Below are 19749 nucleotides of genomic sequence, written 5' to 3'. Positions count from 1 at the left end.
CTTTAGGAGGTCGCACCGGAGGAGGTGAACTCCTGCGGTGTCACGCTGGCGAATTTCTCTACAAAAAACACCAGGGTTTCAGGATGCCGAAAGCGCCTTTCAAAGGTTTCCTGCCCACTCTCTGAGCGGCGCGTTATCCGAGCGTGGTAGGCACTGCCTACCTTAGCCACATTAACGCTATTTTCATGGCCAAGCTCTCGGTGCACGGCGGTCACCGTCGCTTTAGTCTCGAGCATTGTTGCAAGCCTTTGCGCGGTAGAACGCTCTTCATCAGTCGCCCACAGCGGCTGGTCGCGGTTGCAATAATGGTAAAGCAGCACCGCCAGTAGCATGGCGAAGATACTGCTGGTAGCATCCAAGTCAGTAAAACACCAGAAACAGGCATGGTCAGCATAATGACTAGCTGTACCACGCTGCCCACCACAAACACCCCTGCCAGCGGCCGCCACATACGCTGACTCATGACACTGCGCTTTAAAACATACCCCCACAGCCCGACCACGCCCAACGCACCAAAAAAGAGGTATGCCATGGCAAGAGGCGTTCCGCCGCCGGAAAACACGGCCACGATACCTATCACAGGTAGCAGGCTATAAAGCCCGGCCAGTAGAACGTAGGCACGCTGAAGGGACATAGGATGACTCCTTATTTCATGGTAAAGCCGCGTTTCACCAAGAAATCACGCATATGGGGGCGCAGCTTGCTATCAAACAGAGGGGTTAGGTTGTGCGACCAATCACTATTTTTATTGCCGCTACTACGAGATTGATAGTACGCCTGCATGGTGTCGTCAAAGGCGGCTACATGGTCACTATCATCAGTGTAGTAGTCCTCTTTAAGAATCGCTTCAACGGGCAGTCGCGGCTTCACCTCTGGCTGGTGGACGGGGTACCCAAGGCACATACCAAACACTGGGTAAACATGAGCGGGCAGACGCAGTAGTTCGCTCACCGCATCTGGGTTGTTACGAATGCCGCCGATATAGCAAATACCCAGCCCTTCCGATTCGGCAGCTACGGCCACATTTTGTGCCATGAGCGCGGTATCCACCGTGGCGACAAGCAGCTGTTCCGTCATACCGCGCTCAACGTTGGCGCCCGTGCGGGCGGAAGCTTCTGTTGGGCGCTTCATATCGGCACAGAAGACTAGAAACGCCGCACTGCTAGCGACATAGCCCTGCCCGCCTGCCAGCTCGGCAATGGCTTCACGGTTATCCGGATCTTTCACATGAATCACCGTGTACGCCTGTACATGGCTAGACGTGGCAGCGGCCTGCCCTGCTTTAATCAGCTCTAACAGCAGGCCGTGGGGGATCTCTTGATCAGTGAATTTACGAATCGAACGGTGGGAATTCAGTAGCTTAATCACGTCATTCATAACATTTTCCTCTTCAGTGCTTTTCGATAAGCGGGTTAGCGTTTGCGACGATAAAACAGGCCTTGCTTACACTCTCGCTGGGCCTCAACGTCGCCACGAATCTGCGCATGACTGATCAGCGCAAAAATAAACGTACCGCCAATCACGTTACCGGCCAGCGTAGGCAGCGCAAAGCCCACCACCGCGTCGTACCAAGAAATATGACCATCGAACACCAGATACAGCGCTTCACTGGTGCCGACGATGATGTGGGTAAACTCACCAATCGCCATGACATAGGTGACGATAATAATGATCCATACCTTCGCCTGATCGGCGGCGGGAATCAGCCACACCAGCGTCGCAATCATCCAGCCAGCAAGAATCCCCTTAGAGAACATTTCCATTGGCGTGTTCGCCATCATGTGTTCACCTAAGGCAATAAAGGCTTGATGGGTAGCCTCATCAAACATCGGCATATGCAGAAAGGTAAATGAGGAGAGCGCAGCGCCCAAGCAGGTTACCTACCAGTACCACCCCCCACAGCCGACCCAGAGCGCCAACATTGGGCAGCGTTGGGTGGCTCATTACGGGTAAAACGGCGGTGACCGTATTTTCGGTAAATAGCTGCTGCCGGGCTAAAATGACAGCGATAAAACCGACGGTATAACCAATACACTCCACCAAAAAGCCAATATCCGTTTCCGGCAAGTGGGCATGCATAACACCCCGCGCCACCATTGAGAAGCTCATGGAAATACCGGCTGCAATGGCCGACCAGAGCAGCGCCATGGAATCGCGGGAGAGTTCTTTTTGCCCTTCTAAGCGTAGGTGCTGATGAACTACCGCCGCCCTGGAAGGCAGCTTAGCTTCACGCTCCTCTTTGGGGGAACTGGCGTCCTGTACCGAGGTATCACGCTGCGAACTCTCTTCGCCGTGCTCTTCCCCACCTTCAAAATTATCATCCGCTTGATGATGCTGGCTCATGGTTGCTCTCTCCCTGATAAGTCATCAGCGTAACCGTATTGTCTACACTTGGGTAGACGGTCAATGTGGTTAACACTGAGTTGTTAACGTACGGTGGTTAAAGAATTTTTACGTGATGTTGCACGCGTGAAAGTGAACGCTCGCTATACTGCTAATAACCCACTGAGCCCAATAACGATGCTAGGAAGCCGATATGTCAAACGCCTCTCACTCCCCGTCAGGTCAGGCATGGAATGCCGACCGGTACGCGGAACATGCCAGCTTTGTTCCTGATCTTGGCCATGACGTGGTCAAGCTGCTCTCGCCCCAGCCAGGGCAGCGCATTCTGGATCTTGGCTGCGGCGAAGGTGCATTAACTGAGCGCATTATGCAGCTAGGTGCCGATGTACTGGGTATCGATGCCTCTGCTGATATGGTGGCCGCCGCCCAAAAACGTGGCGTAACGGCACGAATCATTGACGGCCACCAGTTGCCCTTTGACCATGAGTTCGATGCGGTATTTAGCAATGCAGCACTGCACTGGATGCTGGACCCTCAAGCAGTGCTGGCCGGAGTAAAACGGGCACTGAAGCCCGGCGGGCGTTTCGTAGCGGAATTTGGCGGCCATGGCAACGTGGCCGCCATTTGCACTGCGCTCATTGCCTCGCTGCAGTTTCGCGGCATTAGCTCTAAAGGCCGCCACCCTTGGTATTTTCCAACCACCAAGGAGTATGGCAACCTGCTTCAAACGGTTGGCTTCCGTGTGGATAGCATTGAACTCATCCCCCGCCCAACGCCGCTGCCTGATGGCATGGCGAGCTGGCTAGAGACGTTTGCCAGCCCCTTCTTCCACGGGCTGGAAGATGATCTGAAAGACGCTATTTTCGATAACACGCTGAATCTGTTGGCCCACAGCCTAAGCGACGGCCAAGGTAACTGGACAGCGGATTATGTGCGCATCCGGGTGGTTGCCCACACTTAATCTGGCCCTTCTTAACCTCTCTCTTTAATCACATCTGGGGCAGCTAGTAAGCCGCCCCAGATGTTGTAGTGAGCGTGGCGGGTTAAAACTCGTCCCAGTCGTCGTTACTATTCACCGTTTGCGGGGCAGCAGGTTTGACAGCCGGGCGACGCTGTTGCGCCTCTAACGCAGGCGGGGCTGCGGGTTGCTCGCTGCCTTCCGCCAACCGGAAGGTGGCCATCAACGTCGCCAGCTGGCTCGCCTGCCCCTCCAACGCGTTAGCTGCTGAGCTGGTTTGCTGTACTAGCGCAGCGTTCTGCTGCGTCACCGAGTCCATTTCTGTCAGCGCGGCGTTGATCTGCTCGATGCCGCTATTCTGCTCGCGGGTGGCGGTGGAGATTTCACCCATCAGCGTGGTGACTTGGCGAATGGCGTCGACGGTTTGGTTAAGCGTTTCTCCACTCCGCTCCGCCTGGGTGGCACCCGCTGTTGATTTGCGTAGTAGTTTGCTCAATCAGGCCACGAATCTCTTTGGCCGATTCCGCACTGCGCGTTGCCAGTGAACGCACCTCACTGGCCACCACCGCAAACCCGCGACCCTGCTCACCTGCCCGCGCGGCTTCAACCGAGGCGTTCAACGCCAAGATATTGGTTTGGAAGGCAATCGAGTCAATCACTCCGATAATATCGTTGACCCTATCAGCGCTAGCGGCAATCTCACGCATCAGCTTCACGGTTCGCTCTACCTCTTCGCCGCTGGCCTCTGCGGACTGGGAAGCCGCCACCGAGAGTTGGTCGGCCTCCTGGGCTATCTCGGCATTTTTACCCACGGTAGTCGCCATTTCCTCCATGCTGGAGGCGGTCTGCTGCAGCGCCGAGGCCTGCTGCTCGGTACGCGAAGAGAGGTCTTGGCTTCCCGATGAGATATCACTCGCCCCACTGTAGACGTGCTCACTGCTACTGCGCAGCGACATCACCAAGGTTTTCAGTTTGTCCTGCATCGCCGAAAGCCCTAGAAAAAGCTGGCCAATCTCATTACGGCCTCGGTCTTCAATTTGCCCGGTTAAGTCACCATCAGCAATCTTTGCAAAGTGGCCTAAGGCATGTTGAATCGGAGTGACGACGCCACGCATCATTGCAACACGAATCCCCACCGCCGCGATTAAAGAGAACAGCAACAGGCCGATGGCAATAGCTCCGCCGATAGTCGCTAAGCGCCCTACCCGCTGCATCACCTGCTGACCACGAGCTTCGGTGTAGGCCACCAATTCGCTCATGGACATATCAAGATTAGCGCCCAACTCACCCAGCGCTTCCTGGCGACGCTGTATCTGGAACGGTGCTGCGTCTAGCAAGGGAACCATGCCTTCGGTAACAAAGGCGTGATAGGCAGCCACTACCTCAGCACGGTAATTAGCAAGAGTACTTTCAGGCACCACGGGGATCGCCGAAAACTCTTCAAACCGTTCTTGAGCAGCCACAACGGCCTCACCCGCCATCGCTAAGCTTTCCCGCCCTTTATCCGGATTCCCCTGCATACTCAGGCTTGCCGAGCGATCTAAAAAGGTTTGCGCCCTTAGCGCATTCACCTGGGTACGGTTTGCCAAATTCGCCAATCGCACGTTGGTGTTGTTGATCTCTTTAAGCGCTTGGTCGCTAGTGTAGCTGGCATAAAACCCCAGCCCACTAATAAGACCTATCATCACAACCAACAATGCTAAGGCAGCCGTCAAGCTCCATTTTATGGATAGTTGCTTCATTGGTGCGTTCCCTTTGTTTTATTAGATATTGCCCACATTTCAAAAGAGTAGAGCAAAATGAAGTGAAATACGGCGCGTATGCGACTTTTTTATACCAACAGTTTATCAATAACGGAAAAACAAAAAAGCCCACCGCCGTTAAGCGGTGGGCTCTATTCACAGCTGCAGAAATTAGGCAGCGGTGTCTTTCAGGGTCGCCATATCGATCACGAAGCGGTAGCGCACGTCGCCTTTTTCCATGCGCTCAAAACCTTCGTTAATCTTGTTGATATCGAGCATTTCAATATCGCAGGTGATGTTCTGTTCGGCGCACAGCTTGAGCAGCTCTTCAGTTTCAGCAATACCGCCGATCAAAGAACCCGCCACTACGCGACGCTTGAACACGAGATTGAACGCTTCGATGGCCGGTTCGATAGGCTCCAGCAGCCCGACCAGAATGTGCGTGCCATCGTACTTCAGCGATGTCAGGTAGGGGTTCAAGTCGTGCTGAACCGGAACGGTGTCGAGCATGAAATCGAAGGTTTCAGCGACGGCATCCATCTGCGCCTGATCGCTTGAGACCACTACATGGTCAGCACCGTTACGCTTGGCTTCTTCTACCTTGGCTTCAGAGCGGGTGAACACGGTCACTTCGGCACCCAGCGCTTTGGCCAGTTTGACGCCCATGTGACCCAGGCCGCCCATACCAATAATGCCCACTTTATGGCCTTTACCCACGCCGTGATGCTTCAGCGGCGAGTAGGTGGTGATACCGGCACACAGGATCGGCGCGGCGGATGCAAGATCAATGCCGTCAGGCATTTGCAGAACAAAGTGCTCGCTCACCACGATGGAATCAGAGTAGCCGCCCTGGGTCAGGATGCCGTCTTGGCGGTCCGGGCTGCCGTAAGTCATGGTGAAGCCTTCCAGGCAATACTGCTCTACGCCATCTTTACAGGCGGAACAGGTACGGCAGGAGTCAACCATGCAGCCAACACCGACTAAATCACCGGCTTTAAAACGGCTCACGTCGCTGCCCACGGCAGTGACGCGGCCAACAATTTCGTGGCCCGGCACCACGGGGTACTGGCTCATGCCCCAGTCGTTGCGAGCAAAGTGCAGGTCGCTGTGGCACACGCCACAGTAAAGGATTTCAATGGCAACATCGTCGGGGCGCGGCTCACGACGATCAAAGGTAAACGGCGCGAGCGGCTTTTCAGCGGAAAACGCGGCGTAAGATTTTGCTTGGCCCATGAAAACTCCTTTTTAATGCATCCCGCAGTTGCGGAAAGGTGTTTCTATTATTGGCTGCTTAGCGGGAGATAGCGATGAACGAAGCTACGTTTTTTTTGCTTATTTCTCTATTCATGTGCAATAAAATAACAAAAATAGTCAGAAAAACGTCATAATTCTCGTAACCGATAAGAATCATCTCGCGTAAGGAGAGCCCAGTGGCCAGTACCGCGCATGTCGGCAATGCCCTTGCCGACCTGATTATCCCGCTCGTGAAGGGCGATGGCCCAAGCGCTTCTCGCTTGGAACGTGTCAGCCTACTCTGCCTGGGCAGACACCAGGTGCGTACGCCGCTAATGTACGAGCCAAGCCTCATCATCATCGCCCAAGGGCGCAAAGTGGGTTACCTGGGCGACCGCGAGATTCACTACAACCCGGGGCACTATCTGGTGCAAACACTGCCGCTGCCCTTTGAGTGTGAAACCCACGGCTCGCCAGAGGCACCGCTTCTCGGGGTTTCCGTCAAGTTCGACCCTGCGCTGCTTAACGAGATGGTCACCGCCATGGGGGATATACACCAGCCGCAAACAGCGCCCATGCCGATGGCCTCGGTGGCGATGAATGACGGCATGCAAGCAGCCGTCCTGCGCTTGGCGCGCACGCTGCATGACGACGTAGAGTGCAGCACAATGGGGGATGCAAGGATACGCGATGTAGTGTTTGAAGCGCTGAAAGGCGAGCAAGGCCCTGCCCTGAGGGCGCTGGTGAAGGGGCACGGCAACTACTCACGCATTGTGCAGGTGCTCTCTCAACTGCACACCCACTTTGCGGAAGACTTCTCTGTGGAACAGTTGGCGCAGCAGGCCAATATGAGCGTCTCGACCTTTCACCAGCATTTTAAACAGATTACCCGTGCCTCTCCTGCCCAGTACCTAAAACGGCTGCGCTTAATTAAAGCGCAGCAGCTGCTGTTGCAGGATAGCCACAATGTGAACCAAGCGGCGCTGGCGGTTGGCTACCGCAGCGTGCCACAGTTCAGCCGGGACTATAAGCGCTACTTTGGCGAGTCGCCGCTGCAGCATCGTCGCCAGGAGCAGGCGCTGCGCGCCTGATGGCTCCTGGCGAGCCAAGCTTATTTAGCGAAGATCTGACTCTTATCTTGGAAGGCTTTGAACTCTAGCGCATTACCGCAAGGGTCGAGCAGGAACATGGTCGCCTGCTCGCCTACTTCGCCTTTAAAGCGGATGTAAGGCTCAATGATAAAATCGGTATCGCGCTCTTTTAGACGCGCGGCCAGGGCTTCCCACTCATCCCACTCAAGAATTACCCCGAAGTGCGGTACCGGCACGTTGTGACCATCCACCGGGTTGGTGTGGGCGCTCTCTTGGCCGGGCGTTTTGGGGTGCTCATGAATCACCAACTGATGGCCGAAGAAGTTGAAGTCTACCCAATGGTCGCTGGAGCGGCCCTCTTCCAGACCAAACACGTCATTGTAAAAAGTACGCGCCAAGGCAACGTCGTACACCGGAATCGCTAAGTGGAAAGGGGAAAGGCTCATGGAAATCTCCTGGTGTGTTGCTGTTGTTGGGGAATGTCGCTGGGAATGTCGTTGGAAATGTATTTGTGAATGGCTAGCGCGTTGCGCTACCACCGTGTCACTATCCTAAAAGGCGTGATGCAAAAATAAAATCAATTGTTTTTTGATCTATTCATAACTTTTATTGATGAAAGCATAGACTATGATTCGCGAACTCAAGACGCTCATCGCCGTGGCTCAGCATGGCACCTTTGCGGCAGCAGGCCAGCACATTGGCCTAACGCAAGCCGCCGTGAGCGCGCAGATGAAGCGCTTGGAAGCGGAGCTTGGCGTGGAGCTATTCGAGCGCAGCGGCCGTACGGCGGTACTTACCCAGCGCGGGCAAGAGACGCTGCAACAGGCGCAGGCGCTGCTAGCGTTGTACGGCACCTTGGGGGCGTCATCCGCTGGGCAGGAGGTCGCTACTCGCGTCACCTTAGGGGCGATTGCTTCCATTCAGCGCTCGCTTTTGCCAAACGTATTGGCGCGCTTTCACCGCCAGTTTTCCGAGTGCCGCACCCGGGTAGTGCCGGGGCTTTCGCTTGCGCTGATGAATCAGGTGGATGCGGGGGAGCTGGATATGGCAGTGATCATTCGTCCGCCCTTTTCACTGCACAGCGACCTGCGCTGGCAGCCTCTGGCCCACGAACCGTTTCGCTTACTGGTGCCCCGGCAAATGGCCAGTGATGATTGGCGAGAGCTACTCTCCAGCCAGCCGTTTGTGCGCTATGACCGCGCGTCGTTTGGCGGCCGTCAGGTTGATCGATTTTTAAGAGATAACCACTGCCAAGTGCGGGACGTGTGTGAGGTAGACGAACTAGAAGCGATCGTGCAGCTGGTGACCAACGGCGTGGGGGTGGCGCTGGTGCCGCAGCCAAGCGCCATCCGGCGCTGGCCTGCCGGAGTGCGCGCCATCGATTTGAAAGAGCACACCTTCCATCGCGATATCGGCATCGTTCACCGCGCCAGCGGCCAGCTAAGTGAACCGGCTCTGGCACTGGCCGCCCTGCTGACGCAAGTAGCTAGCGCTACACACTAAAACGCCAGCCCGGAGGCTGGCGTTGGAAAGCACATCACACGCATGGCTTACGCCTCGGTGGTGCTCTCTTCTTCCGTGGTGCCGGACGCTTCTTTAGGCTGTTCATTGGCCTCTGCTTCGTCTTGAACATCGCTCTGCTCAACGCTCTCGGCAGGCAGGTTCATAGGCTCGTCCAACTGCAGCGTTTGCGCCGTGTAGGCACGCACGTCGCTCAACAGCTCAGCCTGTTCGGAGGTGGGGTAGAACCGTTCTTTGTAGGCACGCTTTGTCATGCTGTATAAATATCAGGGTAGTGAGGCGAAGTCAATCTGGCACCGCTACGCGGTGCGCGCTTGTATCACCGCCCGACTGGGCGATGCTTTACGCGCTGTTTGGTAAAAAAATTAGACGAAAATCTAACAAAGAACCTCGACAACAGGAACATAAAATAAAACTTAAATGAGAATGAAAGGAATTAACGCATGAAGCCAGAAGATCTGGAGACGTTGGTGACGCGAAAGATGCCCTTTGGCAAATATGAAGGCTGGATCATTGCGGACTTGCCGGGCCCTTACCTGAACTGGTTTGCCCGGGAAGGGTTTCCCAACGGGGAGATTGGTCAACTGCTGCAACTGATGCATGAAATTGACCATAACGGCTTAAGCGATTTGTTAACGCCGCTGCGCCAGCGCTAACAAAAGTGAGTCACGCGCCCACTAGCGGGCAAGCAGCGCCTGCTCACGCTCTTCGGTATAGCGGGCGCTATGCTGGGCTGGGTCGTTTGGAAACCGGCCTAGCGCAACGGCTTTTTCGAAAAAGCCGCTGGCCGGTAAACCCTCCCCCCGACGGCTGATGACCAGCGTGGCGATCATTGGCCGCCCGGCGGCTACATCCTCTTCCATCAACTGTTCAAGCGCTTGGGCCACCCGTGCAATGGTACGCGGTGGCGTCAGCCCTAGGGTGTTGGCTACCTGCTGATAGGTCATGGGCAGCGCGCTGGCCGGGGCCGTGGGTTAACAGTGCGCGTATGGGAGCCGCTAAGGGCGAAGTGGCATGGGAATGGCTCATCAGGGTTACTCTTACGTTCGGGTATCAGGCCAGAAAATAGCCACGCTACCATATCGCTGGCTATGCTGTGGCCAATGTCTGTTATTTCAAACGGTGCTCACAAAAACGCAAGGGGGAAACATGGCCGATAAACTCCACCAGCAACGCCATAAAAGCCGCTGGCCCAAGGTGCTGACGTGGTTCAGTGTGCTGGCGCTAGTGGCAGCGGCACTATTAATGGTGGGTGCTGGCCCGGCCTATCGCTGGGAATGGGTCGGGTTGAGCGAGGCTTTCAACCTTCTGCGTAACGGCGTTTATGCCGCCATAGCAGCGGTGGCGCTTAGCGTGTTAGTGCTGCTCATCAGCGCGATCACTCGGCGTGGAGGAACAGCGTTCGTCGCCATAGCAGTATTAATCGCCACTGCCGCCCTGCTCTACATGCCTTGGCAACAGTGGCAGCGCGCCCAGCAGGCCCCGGTGATTCATGACATCACCACGGACACCCAAAACCCGCCAGCATTTATTGCGCTGCGCGAAGAGCGCGAAGCAGCACCCAACGGGTTAGATTACCCAGGCGATGCCACCGCCGAGCAACAACGGGAAGCCTACCCTAACGTCCAACCCCTGGTGGTGAATGCCCCCGCTAATACCGTGCTCGCTGCCGTTCAAGCAGAAGTCGAAGCAGCAGGCTGGGAGATTGCCGAGATAACTCACGATCGTTTGGAAGCCACCGCCGTGACCCGCTGGTTTGGCTTTGAGGATGATGTGGTGATCCGCTTAACCGAACAGGGCCAGAGCACCCAGGTAGATGTGCGCTCTGCGTCACGGCTCGGCGCCAGCGATGTGGGCACCAACGCGCTGCGTATCGAGACCTTTTTAAATGCGCTGCGCGAGCGGTTGGAGTAACCGCAACATACCGACACTAGTGAACGTGGTTTTTATGCAGCGCGCGCTCACTCAAAGTGATATCACGCAACGTGCTTTCACGGGAAAGAATTTTCTGCGCATCCAGCTCGCCGATGGGCACTGTCACGCTTGGCGGTATATCGCCGCTGAGCTGTAGGGCTTGGTAGCGCAATGCGCATACGCGCAAAAACGACGTGAAATTTCCCAAGTCGTGCCCGGCATCAATCGACTCATGGTAAAGCCGGGTGATCATTTGCGCGGTGTTCATACCATCGCGCTGGGCTATTTCTTCTAGCAGCCGCCAGAAGTAGTTCTCCATTCGTACGCTGGTCACCATCCCGTCGATGCGCAGCGAGTGCGTAGCGCTTCGCCATAGCTCTGGGTCAGCATCAATAAACAGTTTGCACATAACGCCCCCTTGCACTTACTTGCGCCCATTGTATGAGTTCAGCATAGCGGTTGATGTAATGCGCGCCCAACAAGCGGGCGCGCTCCTTCGCTTTACTTGTTCAATAGCGCCATAAACTGCGCCAGCCAAGCTGGATGGGCGGGCCATGCCGGGGCAGTCACAAGATTGCCATCGGTAACGGCATCGGTGACTTCCAAGTTGGCGAACTGCCCGCCAGCGAGCTCGACTTCCGGCTGGCATGCGGGATAAGCCGAGCACTGTTTGCCCTCCAGCACCTTGGCAGCGGCCAGCAGCTGGGCGCCATGGCAGATGGCAGCGACCGGTTTTTGGGTATCAAAGAAGTGCCTCACCATGGCGAGCACTTCTTGATTGAGCCGCAGATACTCAGGTGCCCTGCCACCGGGCACGACCAGGGCGTCGTAATCGGCCGGGTTGATGCTGGCGAAATCTGCATTTAGCGCAAACCGGTGCCCGGGTTTCTCGCTGTAGGTCTGGTCGCCTTCAAAGTCGTGGATCGCAGTGGCAACCGTATCCCCCGAGGCTTTACCGGGGCATACCGCATCGACTTGGTGCCCCACCGCCATCAGCGCCTGAAAGGGCACCATGGTTTCGTAATCTTCTGTGAAATCACCGGTAATCATTAAAATACGTTTGCTGCTCATCTCCGTTCTCCTTGTGATTGTGTCGAGGTGGAGCACACGCAATAGACGTGTTTATTGAGACTAGCAAGCGCCGCGCTCAGGCGGGTAGTACACCCTTACTACACCGTCAGGTCATTTCACTCAGTACAAAAAAGCCCGCTGAGAACCAGCGGGCTTTTGGCACTTAGTACTTAAATAACGAGCACTAGAGCAGCGCGTCGATAGGCCGCTGGCCATCAAGCAGCGTGACTTCTTGATTGATGAGGCCAGGGGTTTGCACCACACGTAGCAATGCATAGGCCACGTTGGCCCGAGAGATTTGGTTATCCCCCGCTTCTTCGACGGTACTGGCAAACTTATGGGTCGGCGCATCATCGGTGAGGCGGCCTGGTTTTAGAATTACATAGGAGACACCGCTATGACGAATATGAGCATCCGCCGCAAATTTGGCCGCCATATAGGGGCGCATTTTCTCTGGGGCTTCCAGCGGTTTTTCCGCCCGAATGGCGCTGACCATGATATAGCGCGACAGCCCGTGCTGGCTGGCAATGTCCGCCGCACGAATCGCCCCAAATAGATCGATCATCAACGTTTTATCTGGCCCGGTATGGGGACCAGAACCGGCGGTAAAGACGACTTGATCACAGCCCTCAAAGGCGTGCTCAAAGTCACCTTCAAGATCGCCCACCACGGTTTGAATACCCCGCTCCTGGAACCAAGCGGCCTGCTCCTCACTGCGAATCATGGCTTTAATAGGAGTGCCAGACTGCTTAGCTAGCTCGCAAAACTGTTTACCGATTTGACCATTGGCACCAATCACTAGGGTTGTCATATTGCCTCTTTGTCAGTCGCATTTCTCTTATCAGTGTAGGCAATACGTCTAAAGTTCAACCGCTTACTAAAAAAACAGCGAACTCCTTCCGGTGTTCGCTGCTAGCTATCGGTAAAGGTTCAAGCTTTCGATCAGGTCAGGCGGGCGGTATCCTGCTTCGCAGGTAGCGCAGCCTGATGCTGTCCAGGGCTGTGACTCACGTGGAAGCGGCTGACCAGCGTGTGCATATCGCCTGCGCGATCGTCCAAGGTCTGGCTAGCGGTAGAGGCTTCTTGTACCAAGCGGGCATTTTGGTGCGTGACCTGATCCAACTGCGAGATCGCTTGGTTAATCTGGTCGATACCCGCCGACTGCTCTTTGGTCGCTCCGGCAATTTCCGTTACGTAGCGAGTCACTTCGGATAGGCTGTCGATGATCTCCTGCAAGTGGTGGCTGGAGGCATTTACCAGCTGTTCGCCTTCACTCACTTTTTTCACGCTGTCGTCTACTAGGTGGCGAATTTGCGCCGCCTCTTCCGCACTGCGCCCTGCTAGTTTACGTACTTCCTGGGCAACCACCGCGAAACCACGCCCCTGCTCTCCTGCCCGGGCGGCTTCTACCGAAGCGTTCAATGCCAGAAGGTTCGTTTGGAAGGCGATATCATCAATGGCTTTGATAATAGAGGTAATCTTTTCGCTCGCCTGCCGGATATCGCTCATGGCAGCAGTGGTGCGCTTGGCAACATCGCCCGCTGAACGCGCTCGCTCATCCACACTACCGCTGGCACCTTTAGCTTGGTCGGCGTAGTCAGCGGTCTGTTTTACCGTGGCGGTTATCTGTTCCAGGCTAGAGGCCGTTTCAGCCAGCGATGCCGCCTGCTGATCGGTCCGCTGGGAAAGGTTTTCATTACCGGCGGCAATCTGACGGCTGCTCGCGGCAATGGCTTCGGCGCTTTCACGAATTCTCGCCACCATGCCTTCAAAGGTATCCATCATGCGGTTAAATGCCTGGGCCGCTTGCCCGACCTCATCATTACGCTCTAGGGCTAAGCGCATGGATAAGTCGGCATTTTCACCGGCAGCGCCGCTGATGTTCTCCATCTGACGCCGCATGGCCACTAGTGGGCCCAGCACACGCACGAGGGTGCGCCAGCCGAAGATGGCCAATACTACGATGACGCCTAACGTTACCAAAATCAGCAGCGTACGACCTGCGTTAGCCAGGGTTTGGGCTTCATCGCTGGCACTTGCTGCCTTCTCTACCGTGTAAGCTTCAATATCACTGAGCGCATTACGCATTTGCGTGGTGGCCTGGGCAACATTCACCAGAGCCGCTTGCACTTGGGCACCTAACGTCAGCTGCTGCTGGCGTAGGGCGTAAACTGAGTCGGCATCTTCAACCATCAGGCCGTTCAGCTCGACGATGACCGCATCAAGCCGCTTAATCATTTCGCGCTGTACAAACGTGGTGTCCGGCGCAGTGGCGATGGCAGCAAGTGATTGGCGCGCTAGCGAGACTTGCTGAGAAATTTGGTTACTGCGCAGGTTAACCAGCGCATCAACGCTATCAACCTGCATCATTTGGCGCCCTAGGTCTGAAAGAGTGGCAACCGCCATACGCGCGTTGCTACTTAGCCGCCCGACATCCACCTGCGCGCTAAAGATGTCATCTAATAACCGCGTCGGCAGTGTAGTTGTTCCCTCCTGCCGCCAAGCTTCTACTAGCTCACGTTGGATGCGCGCTTCACGCACTTGAGCCAGCGCTGTGCGGCCAGCAATATCTTCGGCGCTGTGCATCACATTGGTAATAGCAGCTTCCATTTGAGCAATCTGTTCGGCCATTTGCACCTGCAGATTCAGCGCATCGCGGCGCACACCTTCCAGCGCCTCATCGCCCGTCAACAGCGCCTGGAAGTGGTTATCCAAAGCAGACAGCTGCCCAGCGGCACCGGTTTCCTCAATATCCGCAAGCCCCTCTCGAGCCTGAGCATAGCGCTCTTCTAATGCGCTGCGGGGAGTGATGTCCGCCAACGCTTGCGTATCATCAGTCGCCAGTAAATCAGCATGCCGCTGTCCAAAAGCGCCCATGGTAAGCACCATGCTGCGGCTAGCGTCCTGCAGCGGCAGCACCTCGTCGGTAATGAAGTGCTGAACGTTAATTAAACGCTGGTTGGTCATCCAGCCCGTTCCTGCTAGCACAATGGCACCCAGTACAGCGGCGACAAAGAGGCTAATCAGCATAGCGCGGATACTTATGGTCTTTTTCATTAGAGTAGTTCGCCGTGTCAGAGAGAATGCAAACAGGAGAGTTACTGAGCTACGCTGGCCCAATCCAACGGCTCGAACTGGCCGTTTCGGATAACCGTAGGCCAAGCAGCATCGCTTGCCTGATGGTCATTCGGGCCAAGAGTGAGCGGCTCCCCAACGCCTATATCAATACTGCCAAGGCTTAATAAGCCATCTACAAGCCGCTTCACGATCAGGGATACTACCCGCGGCTTTTACACCGGGTACAAACAGCTTGGCCGCAAGGTAGCCTTCCAGAGAGATAAAGTCGGGGGCAGCGTTTGGCGCATACTCTGCCAGCGCTTGCGATACTCTTCTACCGCAGGAAGGTCAGCATCTAGCGGTGGCACCACCTGCGTCACAATAACGCCCTCTGCTCGTCGTGAACCCAACTCCTCTAACAGCGCCTGGCTACCTACAAACGAGACGTTAAGAAAAAGCGTGTCAGGTAGGTCTTGACGAGCTTCACGGATAAAATCTGCTGCCGGCCCGAAAGTGCCAACAATGATGACCGCGCGTGGTGTGACTGGCGCTTGGGAATAGTCGCCAAGCCCTGATGGATATTCCGGGTCCCACGGGTAAAGCGGCCATGAACCAAGTTAGCCGTATTGGAGAAGCCCCGCGCTTGCATAGCACTTATCGCGCCGTTATAGCCCGCATCCCCAAAACTATCGTTTTGGGTAAAAAAGGCAATTTCCTCCGGTTGAATACCTGCGCTAAGCAGTCCATCCACCATGGTGGCGGTCTCTTGTACGTAGCTTGCCCGATAGTTGATCACATAGCGGTCCGGTGGCGAACGGCGCAGAATACCTGCCCCTGTGAATGCACCAAACAGCAGTGTTTTCCCTTGGTTATAAATAGGAATGGTGACCGCTGCGGTGGGCGTACCCACATTGCCAACGGCGGCCAGTAGGTTCTCATCACTTACCAGATCACGGGTATGCTTGGCAGCCTGCAGCGGCGCATATTGATCATCATAGGCTTTTAAAGCCAACTGATTGCCGTTGACGCCACCTTCAGCGTTTATCTTGGCAAAGTAGGTATCAATTCCCTGCTGCATACCGATGCCTAACGGGGCAGCCCCCCCGCTTGAAGGGGCAACGATGCCCACCGTTAGTTCTGCCTGCGCCAGTGGCGCTGCTAACAGCCCAACTACCAATAGCCATGTTTTTGTACGCCGCATTAATTCTCCCCCTACGTAGTGCTGCTTTCTACTGTTATCGGCGGAAGAATATACGACTTAAGCCTAGCTAGCCTTAAACAGAATGTAATAAAACGTGTCGTCGGCTAGGCTGGTCGCCCAATGGAAAACCGGTCAGTGATGCGCACGTAGTCGCTGCCCGCTAAGCGGCCTATTGGTTGAAGTATTTCCATATTGACGTGACGACCATCCCATACAGAATCATCTGCATGGATCGCGACTACCTGCACCAGTACTAGGCTGCCTGCCAGTGGCCGGTCACCAAACCGAATGACATCCACCAGTTTGCAACCAAACGCCACCGGTGCCGCAGCTATCCGCGGTACGCTCACGCCCGGCATGGCGGCTTTTTCCAGCCCTGCGAGTACAAACTCATCCTCGCCTCTGGGCAGGCTCGCGCTGGTGGTGTTTAACGCCTCAATAAGTCCTTCCGTGCCCACATGCACCACGCACTCTTCCACTTCATTTAAATTACGCAACGTGTCTTTTGGCTGGGCGCTGCCGTCCAGTAACGGTGAGAATGCCAAAACAGGCTGATCAATGCTGGCAACGTTGAAAAATGAGAACGGTGCAAGGTTGGCGTTACCACGTTTATCTTGGGTAGCCACCCAGGCAATAGGCCGAGGGCACACGCTGCCAGATAGCAGACGGTAAAGCACACCTGCACTCAATGGCGCTTTCTCTAACAGGACATCCATGGGCGCTCCTTTTGAACGGTATTTGAAGGTACTATTTTTTTGTGACGCTCTACTTCGCTTTACGTTTTGCCATTAACTAGGCTGCCCAGCAAGGAAACGGACTATGAATATTGTCATTCCAGATGACTATCAGGATTGTGTGCGAGGCCTTGACGCATTTGCGCTGCTTAACGGTCATAAGGTGACCATTTATAACGATACGGTTGGCGAACTGGATGCGCTGGTCGAACGCTTTAAAGAAGCGGATGCGTTAGTGCTAATCCGCGAGCGAACGCCTATTACAGCTGAGCTATTGGCGAGGTTACCCAAGTTAAAAGGGATCAGCCAGACGGGGGGTGGCGCTGCCCATGTGGATCTTGGTGCCTGTCGGCAACATGGCGTGACGGTGATGACCGGAAAAGGCTCCCCCTATGCTGCTGCCGAGTTAACCTGGGGGCTGGTGTTGGCGGCAATGCGGCATATTCCCGAGGAGGTTGACAACCTAAAAGCGGGCCGCTGGCAGCGTACTTTAGGGGCTGGGCTTAGGGGCCGCACGCTGGGCATATTTGGTTACGGCAAAATTGGCAGCCTAGTCGCTCGCTATGGGCAAGCCTTTGAGATGAAGGTATTGGTCTGGGGCCGTGAAGGCACCCGTCAGCGTGCTACAGAGGCTGGCCTGGCGGTGGCAGAGAGCCAAGAAGCCCTGTTTGCACAGTCGGATGTACTCAGCCTGCATCTGCGTTTAAATGAGGCTACCCGGGGCATTATCACCGCCGCACATCTCGCACTAATGAAACCAACCTCCCTGCTAGTGAACACCAGCCGAGCACCATTAATCGCTCCAGGCGCGCTTGATGCTGCTTTAAAAGCAGGCCAACCCGGCCGTGCCGCAGTGGATGTATTTGACGAAGAACCCGTGATTAACCACCCGCTGTTAGCACTGCCTAATCTCATTGCTACCCCTCACCTAGGCTATGTAGAAAAAGATAGCTATGAACTCTATTTCCGCGATGCGTTTAACAATGTGCTGGCGTTTGACAGCAACCAGCCGATAACTAACTTGGCAGGGTAGCCATACAGCGGGCCGTCGCCTCTGTGTTAAATGTGCTAGCCTAAGATGCTACATGCGACACAGAGGAACTGAATGCTCACTATTTCCAATAGCGTCAGCGTGGCGGACTGGGAAATTGATATTAGCCAAATTCGCGCCCAGGGCGCTGGCGGCCAAAATGTCAACAAAGTTGCCTCAGCGGTGCATTTGCGTTTCGATATTCAGCGCTCAACGCTGCCGCCGGTTTATAAAGAGCGCCTGATGGCACTCTCCGACCAGCGCATCAGCAAACAAGGCGTGGTGATTATTAAAGCCCAAAGCTACCGCACCTTGGAGCTGAATAAAGAGGACGCTTTGAACCGTCTACAGGTATTGATTCGAAGCGTGGCGAAACAGCCAAAAGCGCGCCGCCCAACCAAGCCCACCAAAGGCTCTCAGCGGCGTCGGGTGGACCATAAAACCCGCAAAGGCAAAATTAAGTCGCTGCGTGGTAAAGTGCCGGTGGGTTAGCAGGGAGCTACCCTTACTCTTTTATACGTGCCCCTCTTTTATACGTGCCCTCTCGATACCTGACACAGTGACCGTCATGCCAATCCCATCTCGTCCATTATCGCCTTGTATTCACGTTTGCCAAATTAAGCCGAGCACCGAGGTCTGCCAGGGCTGCGGACGCACGCTGGATGAAATTGCCTATTGGGGTAGAATGACCGAGGCCGAAAAGGCCGCGGTATGGGAGCGCATTGAACAGGAAGGTTATGTTGTAGGCGGTGTGTCTACCGATTGAGCACTCCACACTCCACCACCTACTCGCTCAACATTACTCGCTGTGACGGTCGCTCAGGATATGGTGAAGCTCGCCACAAGCCACCATCGGGTCGTCGCAGTTAATTACAATCTTGGAATCCGCCAGTACCTAGCTGCGCCCGGTAATGGAGTTTTCCACCACTTGGTAAGCGCCCTCCTGATGAGTACCAGTAAAGGTGCCGATAAAACCAGTTTCCCGCAGCGATACCGTTTCCAGCTTATCACCCAGCTTTAAACGCCCTTCATAGTTCATCAGCGCTAGCCGTGCAGAGGAGCCAGTGCCCGTGGTGCTGCGGCAGATAACTCCGGGATGCACATAGGTGGTCGAACGCGAGCGGATATAGCCTTCAGCTACCTGCTCTTCCGGCCCCATAAAGTGCAAAAACGGCAGCGGGCCCACATCTCCCAAGGTGTAGTGGGAGAAGCCACGCTGCGCCTGAATCGCCTCAACGATTTTATGGGCGCAGGCGGCAAGTGCCTGCTCTTCATCTCGCACCAGCTTGAATCCCAGCGCCTCGGCATCTACCAGGGCGTAAAAGCCGCCGCTATAAGCGACCGAGTAGGTCACGTCACCGATCCCTGGTACTTGGATGGTATCCCGATAGGTATCGATATAGCTGGGCAGACCTTCACACGTGACCGATTCCACCACGCCCTTATGCACGCGGGCTTCAATTTGCACCAACCCCGCAGGCGCTTCCAACTTAAAGCGCTGGATGCCCTCCTGCTTCGGCACAATGCCGGTTTCCAAAACGGCAGTGGCCGTGCAGAGCGTGTTGGAGCCGGAGTAAATCGGGTAGCCCATCACTTCCATAATGATATATCCCGCCACGGCTTCCGGGTCTGTGGCAGGAACCAGCAGGTCTACCGACATCTCTGGAATGCCATAGGGCTCTTCCAACAGCAAACGCCTGAGGCCATCGGCATCGTCGCGCAGATACTCCATCTGCTGACGAACCGTAGCGCCGCGTAGCGCATCAATACCACCGGTGACAATACGGCTGACATCGCCGCCCGCATGAGTGTCCAACAATTGAATCGTATGGAGGTTCTTCACAAACCCGCCTC

General features: G+C 55.4%; 24 protein-coding genes and 2 pseudogenes. 8 read left to right on the top strand and 18 right to left on the bottom strand.

Translation table 11 applies throughout. From position 1 onward, the window contains the following. Nucleotides 1-2: 2 nt before the first annotated feature. Genes B4967_RS19215 through B4967_RS20290 form a run of 5 tightly spaced genes read right to left on the bottom strand, consistent with a single transcriptional unit; the run spans nt 3 to nt 2343 of the window. Nucleotides 3-236, bottom strand: a complete 234-nt coding sequence (locus B4967_RS19215) for a hypothetical protein (RefSeq protein WP_243470455.1) — start codon at nt 234-236, stop codon at nt 3-5. Next, nucleotides 212-634, bottom strand: coding sequence for a hypothetical protein (locus tag B4967_RS09435; RefSeq protein ID WP_243470454.1), 423 nt, complete (start codon nt 632-634; stop codon nt 212-214). Before B4967_RS09435 ends, B4967_RS19215 begins: the two co-directional genes overlap by 25 nt. An 11-nt stretch (nt 635-645) precedes the next feature. Next, entirely contained in the window at nt 646-1377 is a 732-nt protein-coding gene (gene nfsA, locus B4967_RS09430) for an oxygen-insensitive NADPH nitroreductase (RefSeq protein WP_083024895.1), read from the bottom strand. A gap of 35 nt (nt 1378-1412) precedes the next feature. Then, complete coding sequence (locus tag B4967_RS20295; protein WP_279384684.1) at nt 1413-1829, bottom strand: formate/nitrite transporter family protein; 417 nt, start codon at nt 1827-1829, stop codon at nt 1413-1415. Next, nucleotides 1822-2343 (bottom strand): formate/nitrite transporter family protein, encoded by a 522-nt coding sequence (locus B4967_RS20290; protein ID WP_279384683.1) that lies wholly within the window; start codon nt 2341-2343, stop codon nt 1822-1824. Before B4967_RS20290 ends, B4967_RS20295 begins: the two co-directional genes overlap by 8 nt. 193 nt (nt 2344-2536) lie before the next feature. Here B4967_RS20290 and B4967_RS09420 point away from each other — a divergent pair, with 193 nt between their 5' ends. Then, complete coding sequence (locus tag B4967_RS09420) at nt 2537-3304, top strand: class I SAM-dependent methyltransferase (protein WP_083024893.1); 768 nt, start codon at nt 2537-2539, stop codon at nt 3302-3304. A gap of 82 nt (nt 3305-3386) precedes the next feature. On the opposite strand, the pseudogene B4967_RS09415 reads toward B4967_RS09420, so the two are convergent. Then, a pseudogene (locus tag B4967_RS09415) lies at nt 3387-4986 on the bottom strand (methyl-accepting chemotaxis protein). Between the two features lie 228 nt (nt 4987-5214). Next, on the bottom strand, nt 5215-6276 hold the full coding sequence (locus B4967_RS09410) for an NAD(P)-dependent alcohol dehydrogenase (RefSeq protein ID WP_083024891.1): 1062 nt from the start codon (nt 6274-6276) through the stop codon (nt 5215-5217). A 197-nt stretch (nt 6277-6473) separates the two neighbouring features. On the opposite strand from B4967_RS09410, the gene B4967_RS09405 reads away from it, so the two are divergent. Next, nucleotides 6474-7367 (top strand): AraC family transcriptional regulator, encoded by an 894-nt coding sequence (locus B4967_RS09405; RefSeq protein ID WP_083024889.1) that lies wholly within the window; start codon nt 6474-6476, stop codon nt 7365-7367. A gap of 20 nt (nt 7368-7387) precedes the next feature. On the opposite strand, the gene B4967_RS09400 is transcribed toward B4967_RS09405, so the two are convergent. Further along, complete coding sequence (locus B4967_RS09400) at nt 7388-7813, bottom strand: VOC family protein (RefSeq protein ID WP_062360191.1); 426 nt, start codon at nt 7811-7813, stop codon at nt 7388-7390. Between the two features lie 181 nt (nt 7814-7994). On the opposite strand from B4967_RS09400, the gene B4967_RS09395 reads away from it, so the two are divergent. Beyond that, nucleotides 7995-8870, top strand: coding sequence for a LysR family transcriptional regulator (locus tag B4967_RS09395; protein WP_083024887.1), 876 nt, complete (start codon nt 7995-7997; stop codon nt 8868-8870). A gap of 47 nt (nt 8871-8917) precedes the next feature. On the opposite strand, the gene B4967_RS09390 is transcribed toward B4967_RS09395, so the two are convergent. Beyond that, a complete protein-coding gene (locus B4967_RS09390) occupies nt 8918-9142 on the bottom strand; it encodes a helix-turn-helix domain-containing protein (RefSeq protein WP_083024885.1) in 225 nt (74 codons plus the stop codon). A 189-nt stretch (nt 9143-9331) separates the two neighbouring features. Between B4967_RS09390 and B4967_RS09385 the strand changes: the two genes are divergently transcribed. Beyond that, entirely contained in the window at nt 9332-9544 is a 213-nt protein-coding gene (locus B4967_RS09385; RefSeq protein ID WP_054641478.1) for a DUF3820 family protein, read from the top strand. A gap of 21 nt (nt 9545-9565) precedes the next feature. Here B4967_RS09385 and B4967_RS09380 read toward each other — a convergent pair whose 3' ends face one another. After that, a complete protein-coding gene (locus tag B4967_RS09380; RefSeq protein ID WP_340638729.1) occupies nt 9566-9835 on the bottom strand; it encodes a hypothetical protein in 270 nt (89 codons plus the stop codon). Nucleotides 9836-10037: 202 nt separating this feature from the next. Between B4967_RS09380 and B4967_RS09375 the strand changes: the two genes are divergently transcribed. Beyond that, nucleotides 10038-10802, top strand: coding sequence for a DUF1499 domain-containing protein (locus B4967_RS09375; RefSeq protein WP_083024882.1), 765 nt, complete (start codon nt 10038-10040; stop codon nt 10800-10802). 16 nt (nt 10803-10818) lie between these two features. On the opposite strand, the gene B4967_RS09370 is transcribed toward B4967_RS09375, so the two are convergent. The 7 genes from B4967_RS09370 to B4967_RS09345 form a co-directional block, all read right to left on the bottom strand. Further along, a complete protein-coding gene (locus B4967_RS09370; RefSeq protein ID WP_083024881.1) occupies nt 10819-11211 on the bottom strand; it encodes a ribbon-helix-helix domain-containing protein in 393 nt (130 codons plus the stop codon). A gap of 92 nt (nt 11212-11303) precedes the next feature. After that, nucleotides 11304-11873 carry a DJ-1/PfpI family protein gene (locus B4967_RS09365; protein WP_062372606.1) on the bottom strand — a complete coding sequence of 190 codons (570 nt, stop codon included), beginning with the start codon at nt 11871-11873 and terminating at the stop codon, nt 11304-11306. A gap of 184 nt (nt 11874-12057) precedes the next feature. Next, nucleotides 12058-12684, bottom strand: a complete 627-nt coding sequence (locus B4967_RS09360; RefSeq protein WP_083024879.1) for an SDR family oxidoreductase — start codon at nt 12682-12684, stop codon at nt 12058-12060. A 131-nt stretch (nt 12685-12815) separates the two neighbouring features. After that, a complete protein-coding gene (locus tag B4967_RS09355) occupies nt 12816-14930 on the bottom strand; it encodes a methyl-accepting chemotaxis protein (RefSeq protein WP_083024877.1) in 2115 nt (704 codons plus the stop codon). A 233-nt stretch (nt 14931-15163) separates the two neighbouring features. Next, on the bottom strand, nt 15164-15310 hold the full coding sequence (locus B4967_RS20845; protein ID WP_340638728.1) for a hypothetical protein: 147 nt from the start codon (nt 15308-15310) through the stop codon (nt 15164-15166). Nucleotides 15311-15363: 53 nt separating this feature from the next. Continuing rightward, nucleotides 15364-16131, bottom strand: a complete 768-nt coding sequence (locus B4967_RS09350) for an ABC transporter substrate-binding protein (RefSeq protein ID WP_279384682.1) — start codon at nt 16129-16131, stop codon at nt 15364-15366. A 104-nt stretch (nt 16132-16235) separates the two neighbouring features. After that, complete coding sequence (locus tag B4967_RS09345) at nt 16236-16847, bottom strand: flavin reductase family protein (RefSeq protein ID WP_083024876.1); 612 nt, start codon at nt 16845-16847, stop codon at nt 16236-16238. A 103-nt stretch (nt 16848-16950) separates the two neighbouring features. Between B4967_RS09345 and B4967_RS09340 the strand changes: the two genes are divergently transcribed. From B4967_RS09340 to B4967_RS09330, 3 genes are all read left to right on the top strand, one after another. Next, nucleotides 16951-17898, top strand: a complete 948-nt coding sequence (locus B4967_RS09340; protein ID WP_083024874.1) for a D-2-hydroxyacid dehydrogenase family protein — start codon at nt 16951-16953, stop codon at nt 17896-17898. A 72-nt stretch (nt 17899-17970) separates the two neighbouring features. Beyond that, nucleotides 17971-18387, top strand: a complete 417-nt coding sequence (gene arfB, locus B4967_RS09335; protein WP_083024873.1) for an alternative ribosome rescue aminoacyl-tRNA hydrolase ArfB — start codon at nt 17971-17973, stop codon at nt 18385-18387. Nucleotides 18388-18463: 76 nt separating this feature from the next. Then, nucleotides 18464-18661, top strand: a complete 198-nt coding sequence (locus B4967_RS09330) for a DUF1289 domain-containing protein (protein WP_083024871.1) — start codon at nt 18464-18466, stop codon at nt 18659-18661. A gap of 33 nt (nt 18662-18694) precedes the next feature. Here the strand turns inward: B4967_RS09330 and B4967_RS09325 are convergent. Beyond that, nucleotides 18695-19738, bottom strand: a pseudogene (locus tag B4967_RS09325) (proline racemase family protein). Between the last annotated feature and the right edge of the window lie 11 nt (nt 19739-19749).

Origin of the sequence: Vreelandella lionensis (assembly GCF_002087295.1) — a bacterium.
In the GTDB taxonomy this organism is placed as follows: Bacteria; Pseudomonadota; Gammaproteobacteria; order Pseudomonadales; family Halomonadaceae; genus Vreelandella; species Vreelandella lionensis.
The sequence above is the reverse complement of the archived record's forward strand: the minus strand, read 5'-3'. Positions and strand labels throughout refer to the sequence as shown.

What these genes read in the sequence shown, in the direction of transcription:
- nfsA (WP_083024895.1), bottom strand. Translation starts at nt 1,377, where the DNA reads ATGAATGACGTGATTAAGCTACTGAATTCCCACCGTTCGATTCGTAAA.
- B4967_RS09360 (WP_083024879.1), bottom strand. Translation starts at nt 12,684, where the DNA reads ATGACAACCCTAGTGATTGGTGCCAATGGTCAAATCGGTAAACAGTTT.
- B4967_RS09400 (WP_062360191.1), bottom strand. Translation starts at nt 7,813, where the DNA reads ATGAGCCTTTCCCCTTTCCACTTAGCGATTCCGGTGTACGACGTTGCC.
- B4967_RS09330 (WP_083024871.1), top strand. Translation starts at nt 18,464, where the DNA reads ATGCCAATCCCATCTCGTCCATTATCGCCTTGTATTCACGTTTGCCAA.
- B4967_RS09410 (WP_083024891.1), bottom strand. Translation starts at nt 6,276, where the DNA reads ATGGGCCAAGCAAAATCTTACGCCGCGTTTTCCGCTGAAAAGCCGCTC.
- B4967_RS09380 (WP_340638729.1), bottom strand. Translation starts at nt 9,835, where the DNA reads ATGACCTATCAGCAGGTAGCCAACACCCTAGGGCTGACGCCACCGCGT.
- B4967_RS09375 (WP_083024882.1), top strand. Translation starts at nt 10,038, where the DNA reads ATGGCCGATAAACTCCACCAGCAACGCCATAAAAGCCGCTGGCCCAAG.
- B4967_RS09340 (WP_083024874.1), top strand. Translation starts at nt 16,951, where the DNA reads ATGAATATTGTCATTCCAGATGACTATCAGGATTGTGTGCGAGGCCTT.
- B4967_RS20290 (WP_279384683.1), bottom strand. Translation starts at nt 2,343, where the DNA reads ATGAGCCAGCATCATCAAGCGGATGATAATTTTGAAGGTGGGGAAGAG.
- B4967_RS20295 (WP_279384684.1), bottom strand. Translation starts at nt 1,829, where the DNA reads ATGTTTGATGAGGCTACCCATCAAGCCTTTATTGCCTTAGGTGAACAC.
- arfB (WP_083024873.1), top strand. Translation starts at nt 17,971, where the DNA reads ATGCTCACTATTTCCAATAGCGTCAGCGTGGCGGACTGGGAAATTGAT.
- B4967_RS09365 (WP_062372606.1), bottom strand. Translation starts at nt 11,873, where the DNA reads ATGAGCAGCAAACGTATTTTAATGATTACCGGTGATTTCACAGAAGAT.
- B4967_RS09420 (WP_083024893.1), top strand. Translation starts at nt 2,537, where the DNA reads ATGTCAAACGCCTCTCACTCCCCGTCAGGTCAGGCATGGAATGCCGAC.
- B4967_RS09390 (WP_083024885.1), bottom strand. Translation starts at nt 9,142, where the DNA reads ATGACAAAGCGTGCCTACAAAGAACGGTTCTACCCCACCTCCGAACAG.
- B4967_RS09370 (WP_083024881.1), bottom strand. Translation starts at nt 11,211, where the DNA reads ATGTGCAAACTGTTTATTGATGCTGACCCAGAGCTATGGCGAAGCGCT.
- B4967_RS09355 (WP_083024877.1), bottom strand. Translation starts at nt 14,930, where the DNA reads ATGAAAAAGACCATAAGTATCCGCGCTATGCTGATTAGCCTCTTTGTC.
- B4967_RS19215 (WP_243470455.1), bottom strand. Translation starts at nt 236, where the DNA reads ATGCTCGAGACTAAAGCGACGGTGACCGCCGTGCACCGAGAGCTTGGC.
- B4967_RS09385 (WP_054641478.1), top strand. Translation starts at nt 9,332, where the DNA reads ATGAAGCCAGAAGATCTGGAGACGTTGGTGACGCGAAAGATGCCCTTT.
- B4967_RS09345 (WP_083024876.1), bottom strand. Translation starts at nt 16,847, where the DNA reads ATGGATGTCCTGTTAGAGAAAGCGCCATTGAGTGCAGGTGTGCTTTAC.
- B4967_RS09395 (WP_083024887.1), top strand. Translation starts at nt 7,995, where the DNA reads ATGATTCGCGAACTCAAGACGCTCATCGCCGTGGCTCAGCATGGCACC.
- B4967_RS09350 (WP_279384682.1), bottom strand. Translation starts at nt 16,131, where the DNA reads ATGCGGCGTACAAAAACATGGCTATTGGTAGTTGGGCTGTTAGCAGCG.
- B4967_RS09435 (WP_243470454.1), bottom strand. Translation starts at nt 634, where the DNA reads ATGTCCCTTCAGCGTGCCTACGTTCTACTGGCCGGGCTTTATAGCCTG.